The following is a 2,500-nucleotide window of genomic DNA, read 5'->3' as shown; positions in this document are numbered from 1 at the left end:
CACCTGGTAAGCCTAAATACTTCCTGGTGACCGATAGCGGACGAGTACCGTGAGGGAATGGTGAAAAGTACCCCGGGAGGGGAGTGAAATAGTACCTGAAACCGTTCGCCTACAATCCGTCGGAGCCTTGCGGGGTGACGGCGTGCCTTTTGAAGAATGAGCCTGCGAGTTAGTGGCATGTGGCGAGGTTAACCCGTGTGGGGGAGCCGTAGCGAAAGCGAGTCTGAATAGGGCGCTTTAGTCGCATGCTCTAGACCCGAAGCGGAGTGATCTAGCCATGGGCAGGCTGAAGCGCGGGTAAGACCGCGTGGAGGGCCGAACCCACCAACGTTGAAAAGTTGGGGGATGACCTGTGGTTAGGGGTGAAAGGCCAATCAAACTCCGTGATAGCTGGTTCTCCCCGAAATGCATTTAGGTGCAGCGTCGCGTGTTTCTTGCCGGAGGTAGAGCACTGGATGGTCTAGGGGGCCCACAAGCTTACCGAAATCAGCCAAACTCCGAATGCCGGTAAGTGAGAGCGCGGCAGTGAGACTGCGGGGGATAAGCTTCGTAGTCGAGAGGGAAACAGCCCAGATCACCAGCTAAGGCCCCTAAGCGTGTGCTAAGTGGAAAAGGATGTGGGGTCGCATAGACAACCAGGAGGTTGGCTTAGAAGCAGCCACCCTTTAAAGAGTGCGTAATAGCTCACTGGTCAAGTGGTTCCGCGCCGACAATGTAGCGGGGCTCAAGCACACCGCCGAAGCTGTGGCATTCACATTTTAACCTCGCTTGGACTTGATTCCTTGTGCAGGTGTGTGGATGGGTAGGGGAGCGTCGTGCCGCGAGTGAAGCAGCGGGGTGACCCAGTTGTGGACGCGGCACGAGTGAGAATGCAGGCATGAGTAGCGAAAGAAGGGTGAGAAACCCTTCCGCCGGATGACCAAGGGTTCCAGGGCCAGGCTAATCCGCCCTGGGTGAGTCGGGACCTAAGGCGAGGCCGAGAGGCGTAGTCGATGGACAACGGGTTGATATTCCCGTACCCGCGAAAGAGCGTCCCTGATGAACCTCGTTGTGCTAACCACCCGAACTTGGTGAGGTCTTCGGACTGATCTGAGGGAGCGTGGGAACCTGGCGGGTAGTAGTCAAGCGATGGGGTGACGCAGGAAGGTAGCTGAGCCCGGCCGGTGGTTGTGCCGGGGTAAGCGTGTAGGCCGTGTCGTAGGCAAATCCGCGACGCATGAAGGCTGAGACGTGATGCCGAGCCGATTCAGGTGAAGTCAGTGATCCTATGCTGCCGAGAAAAGCCTCTAGCGAGTTCTTAGCGGCCCGTACCCCAAACCGACACAGGTGGTCAGGTAGAGAATACCGAGGCGATCGGGCGAACTGTGGTTAAGGAACTCGGCAAATTGCCCCCGTAACTTAGGGAGAAGGGGGGCCGGAGACGTGAAGCCCCGCGCGGGTGGAGCGTTGTATGGCCGCAGAGAGCAGGGGGAAGCGACTGTTTACTAAAAACACAGGTCCATGCGAAGAAGTAATTCGATGTATATGGACTGACGCCTGCCCGGTGCTGGAACGTTAAGGGGACCTGTTAGCTCTTCGGGGCGAAGCGGAGAACTTAAGCGCCAGTAAACGGCGGTGGTAACTATAACCATCCTAAGGTAGCGAAATTCCTTGTCGGGTAAGTTCCGACCTGCACGAATGGCGTAACGACTTCCCCACTGTCTCAACCACAGGCCCGGCGAAATTGCAGTACGAGTAAAGATGCTCGTTACGCGCGGCAGGACGGAAAGACCCCGGGACCTTTACTATAGCTTGACATTGGTACTTGAGTTAGCTTGTGTAGGATAGGTGGGAGCCGGTGAAGTCCATACGCCAGTATGGGTGGAGGCAATCTTGAAATACCACTCTGGTTGATTTGGGTATCTAACTTCGGACCGTTATCCGGTTCAGGGACAGTGTCTGGTGGGTAGTTTAACTGGGGCGGTTGCCTCCTAAAAGGTAACGGAGGCGCCCAAAGGTTCCCTCAGCCTGGTTGGCAATCAGGTGTTGAGTGCAAGTACACAAGGGAGCTTGACTGTGAGACTGACAGGTCGAGCAGGGACGAAAGTCGGGACTAGTGATCCGGCACTTGCGAGTGGAAGCGGTGTCGCTCAACGGATAAAAGGTACCCCGGGGATAACAGGCTGATCTTCCCCAAGAGTCCATATCGACGGGATGGTTTGGCACCTCGATGTCGGCTCGTCGCATCCTGGGGCTGTAGCAGGTCCCAAGGGTTGGGCTGTTCGCCCATTAAAGCGGTACGCGAGCTGGGTTTAGAACGTCGTGAGACAGTTCGGTCCCTATCCGCCGTGCGCGTAGGATACTTGAGAAGGGCTGTCCCTAGTACGAGAGGACCGGGACGGACGAACCTCTGGTGTGCCAGTTGTCCTGCCAAGGGCACGGCTGGTTAGCTACGTTCGGAAGGGATAACCGCTGAAAGCATCTAAGCGGGAAGCCTGCTTCAAGATGAGGTATCCCACCC

1 rRNA gene (cut by a window edge) is annotated in these 2,500 nt (G+C 56.7%); it reads left to right on the top strand.

Annotated features, from left to right (window positions below):
• A 23S ribosomal RNA gene (locus AB0J36_RS28380) occupies positions 1-2,500 on the top strand (its annotated part extends 501 nt beyond the left edge of the window); the annotation flags it as partial.

The organism is Micromonospora sp. NPDC049662, assembly GCF_040675055.1.
Classification (GTDB): domain Bacteria; phylum Actinomycetota; class Actinomycetes; order Mycobacteriales; family Micromonosporaceae; genus Micromonospora.
Note: the sequence above shows the minus strand (reverse complement) of the source record. Positions and strands in the feature narration are given on the sequence as shown.